Here is a 1776-nt window from a genome sequence, read left to right on the forward strand (position 1 = left end):
GTACTTGGTGCTGGCGGTCACCCCCTAGCGGCAGCGGCTCCCGCCCCGGGGGACCTGCCGCTCAGCCCCGGGATCAGCACCGCCGCCACCGCCAGGTGCATCAGAGCGAGGGAGACCCGGGTGCCGCCGCAGCAAGTCAGCCGCCAGGTCGGCACCCTCTACCTCGAAGCGCGCTTCGCCCTTTGCGAGGTTGCCGGTACCCAAATCGTGCAAGACAGTCGCGGCGAATAGCAGGTCGCGGTCGTAGGTATCGTCCTCGAGGCACCCCTCATGGGCTGCCAGAATCTCGGCGAAGAGAAAGCTGCGCACGCTGTGATTGAACACTGCAGCGGTCTCGGAACTACGCACGGTGGAGACGATGGCCTCTGCCATGGGGCCGGTAGGCAGGTCAAGCGAGAAGTTCATGTACGTAGGCTAGGCACCGGACCTGGCTCCGGGCAGTGGCATGTGTGACACCTGTCGCAACATTCGCGCCACTCGCCGGCAGAGGGGTCACAGGCTACCCATACGAGATCACCGGCTGCTGAAATCCACGACGATATGCGGTGGGAGTAACACCGAGAGCGTCGCGGAAGCGTGCGCGCAGACTAGTGCTGCTGCCCACTCCGCTTTGTGCGGCGATGCGCTCGATACTCAGATCGGTGGCTTCGAGGAGTTCGCGGGCGTGATTGAGCCGGGCGGTAACGAGCCACTGATAGGGACTGGAACCGGTCTCCTGTCGCCACATTCGGAGCAACGTGCGGGTGGAAACCTGCGTATGGCGGGCGAGGTCATCAAGTGACAACGGCTCACAGAGGTGGTGAAGTGCCCAAGTGCGAGTGGCGTTGAGGCTCTGGCTGGGTTCATCGGGCAAAGCTCGGGGAATGATTTGCGATTGAGTTCCGTCACGCGGTGGCGCAGCAACTAGATCGCGAGCGATGACGTTGGCGACCGCGACACCCAGGTCCTTGCTCACGATGTGAAGGCAGCTGTCCGGAGAGCTTCAACTGCGTCGGGCGCGACGGGTCGTCGATAGGTGTCGAAGCCGGGGACGACGACGGTGTCGGCGCGAGCAACGGGCGCGAGGCCCTTGGTGACACCGAGGGTGAAACCAGCGCTGGTGATGACGTCACCACCGCTGGGTCCACAAACGGTCAACTCGTAGTGCGTCTCCGCACGTGGATTGAAGATCTGGGTSGGAATGCCCAGSTCRAGGGGGAGGACACCGGGCAGTGCCAGCACCGCAACACGATGGGTGCGCATGGCATGGACCTTACGTTGGAACTTCTTAAACAGGCTGACCCAGTAACAGTCATCGGAGGGATAACGACGCCATGACCCCTTTGCAGAAATCCCCTCAAAGGGGCCACTAGGACACCCAGCCCAGGCCGCGTATCCGCGACACCCGCACTTCTAGATCCTGCCGAGTCGAGCGGGACCAAATCGGGCGGGACCAAACCTGTCACATCCAGGACTCGGCACCCTCGCAGGGGGCAATTCGCCAAGGGTGACAGTTTGCCTGCCCTCTCCAGCCCTATTACATCGAGCTCCGCCCAAGAAGGCAGGCAATACCGTCACGATGAAGTTTTCTCGTGGGGCTCAGCCGGTGACTACCACGTAATTGCCGCGGAGGTGAATAACACCGCCTCAGGAAACAGCCTCGTCTGCCGGGGACTCATCGAGATCGGGGAAGTAAGGGCCCTCGACCTCGCCCGGACGGATCACGGCCGACTTAGGACGGTCGTCCAGCAGCAAGCGCGTGGCATCCGTCTTCGCGTAGTGCCCAGCGGGGTCGGC

The 1776-nt window shown here is 63.1% G+C and carries 3 protein-coding genes and 1 pseudogene; all 4 read right to left on the reverse strand.

Annotation, left to right across the window (positions count from 1 at the left end):
• Positions 1–17 precede the first annotated feature (17 nt).
• Entirely contained in the window at positions 18–101 is an 84-nt protein-coding gene (locus EAO75_RS46835) for a hypothetical protein (RefSeq protein ID WP_261989700.1), read from the reverse strand.
• 79 nt (positions 102–180) lie between these two features.
• Positions 181–405, reverse strand: a pseudogene (locus EAO75_RS48055) (HD domain-containing protein); the annotation flags it as partial.
• Positions 406–499: 94 nt separating this feature from the next.
• Positions 500–955: a GlxA family transcriptional regulator gene (locus EAO75_RS48405; RefSeq protein ID WP_315987692.1), complete on the reverse strand. Its 456-nt coding sequence runs from the start codon at positions 953–955 to the stop codon at positions 500–502.
• A complete protein-coding gene (locus tag EAO75_RS48410; protein WP_315987693.1) occupies positions 952–1242 on the reverse strand; it encodes a hypothetical protein in 291 nt (96 codons plus the stop codon). The genes EAO75_RS48405 and EAO75_RS48410 overlap by 4 nt, the downstream gene beginning before the upstream one ends.
• Between the last annotated feature and the right edge of the window lie 534 nt (positions 1243–1776).

The sequence above is a fragment of the Streptomyces sp. UW30 genome, assembly GCF_008042075.1.
Lineage (GTDB): Bacteria > Actinomycetota > Actinomycetes > Streptomycetales > Streptomycetaceae > Streptomyces.

Excerpts from the sequence above, each read along its gene's own strand:
- EAO75_RS46835 (WP_261989700.1), bottom strand. The coding sequence starts at position 101 with ATGCACCTGGCGGTGGCGGCGGTGCTGATCCCGGGGCTGAGCGGCAGG.